This window comes from Veronia nyctiphanis (assembly GCF_004116385.1).
Lineage (GTDB): Bacteria > Pseudomonadota > Gammaproteobacteria > Enterobacterales > Vibrionaceae > Veronia > Veronia nyctiphanis.
This window is the reverse complement of the sequence record NZ_PEIB01000103.1, coordinates 1-719: the sequence shown is the minus strand read 5'-3', so window position 1 is coordinate 719 and position 719 is coordinate 1. Positions and strand designations below refer to the sequence as shown.

General features: G+C 39.9%; 2 protein-coding genes. Both read right to left on the bottom strand.

The features are described 5' to 3' along the window. Positions 1–116: 116 nt before the first annotated feature. Positions 117–359 (bottom strand): hypothetical protein, encoded by a 243-nt coding sequence (locus CS022_RS24620; protein WP_129124488.1) that lies wholly within the window; start codon positions 357–359, stop codon positions 117–119. 101 nt (positions 360–460) lie between these two features. Further along, entirely contained in the window at positions 461–643 is a 183-nt protein-coding gene (locus CS022_RS24615) for a hypothetical protein (protein WP_129124487.1), read from the bottom strand. Positions 644–719: the final 76 nt, after the last annotated feature.

Below are 719 nucleotides of genomic sequence, written 5' to 3'. Positions count from 1 at the left end.
ATTTGCGACTAAACCTTGAGACTCAAAACTCTATGATTGATGGGGGATAACGCCTGCCAGCACAGGCTAAAAATGGCGGAGCGATTTTTTGTCCTGTGACTGCATTTGTTATGTGGTTACGCTGAATAGTCAAAAGTTTTAATACCATATTTTTTAAAGATTAATTCAAGCACTCCTGCAACACTGATTACTAATGCAAACCAAATGAAAATACCAAAGTTTGATGCTGTAAGGACACCTAATACTGAATTTGGAGAAAGTGTAGATTGTGCAAAACCAAGAAATAAACATGTCACCATGACTAAGTAAAAACAAAGGCCAAACTTGGTGATGTTAATTTTTGATGGATCCCTTTTCATTTACAATTCCTTAAACCACATAACGCCTGCCAGCACGGGCAAAAAATGGCGGAGCGGTTTTTTGTCCCGTGACTGCATTTGTTATGTTTATTTAAACCAGACTATTTTTTGCATTCGTATCCGGTAGTGGAGACGCTTGCAACATTACCTTTACCGCAATTTGTAAGTGCTAGTTCCGTTTGCTGGCTGACTTGCCACGCATCAAAACCCAAAAAGTAAGTTGCAGCCAGCGCGCCGATTAGCAATGCAGGTAAAACAAGTTTTAGAGAGTTCCAGTTTCTCATGATGCATTTTTCCTATAAAACATAACGCCCGCAGCACGGGCTAAAAATAGCAAAGCGGTTTTTAGTCCTGTGACTG

Bases quoted from the DNA above. Each gene is read 5' to 3' on its own strand.
- CS022_RS24620 (WP_129124488.1), bottom strand. From the start codon at position 359: ATGAAAAGGGATCCATCAAAAATTAACATCACCAAGTTTGGCCTTTGT.
- CS022_RS24615 (WP_129124487.1), bottom strand. From the start codon at position 643: ATGAGAAACTGGAACTCTCTAAAACTTGTTTTACCTGCATTGCTAATC.